This is a genomic window from Escherichia sp. MOD1-EC6021 (assembly GCF_002965245.1).
GTDB classification, from domain to species: domain Bacteria; phylum Pseudomonadota; class Gammaproteobacteria; order Enterobacterales; family Enterobacteriaceae; genus Escherichia; species Escherichia coli_F.
Map to the genome: position 1 here is coordinate 1 of NZ_PTRU01000125.1, position 429 is coordinate 429.

1 protein-coding gene is annotated in these 429 nt (G+C 54.3%); it reads right to left on the reverse strand.

From position 1 onward, the window contains the following. Positions 1-429, reverse strand: a 429-nt coding sequence (locus tag BEB54_RS28290) for a DinB/UmuC family translesion DNA polymerase (RefSeq protein WP_442899392.1), incomplete at both ends; no start/stop codon positions are given.

Consider the following 429-nt stretch of genomic DNA (forward strand, 5'->3'; position numbering starts at 1 on the left):
CACCTGCCGGCAATACTGACGCTCCCCACGTAGTTTCTCTGCGGCCCGCTCTGCATACTGAACAACAGCCTGGTGCATGGCATCTTTGTCTGTGATTCGTTCACCAAAACTGCGACTACAGACAATCTGCTGTTTTGCCGGTGGTGCTTCTTCCAGGGATATGCAGGACTCGCCGTTGAGTTCGCGTACCGTACGCTCAAGAATGACGCTGAAGTTTTTCCGGATGAATGCCGTGTTAGCCTGCGCCAGCTGCAGTGCTGTGTTAATACCCAGCGCATTCAGCTTTTCCGTCAGTCTGCGTCCTACTCCCCAGACCTCACCAACTGGCTGCAGCCCCAGTAGCTTCAAGATCCGATTACGGTTTTCTGCCGTCAGCGCGACCACACCGGAAAACTGTGGCCATTGCTTTGTTGCCCACTGTGCACTTTT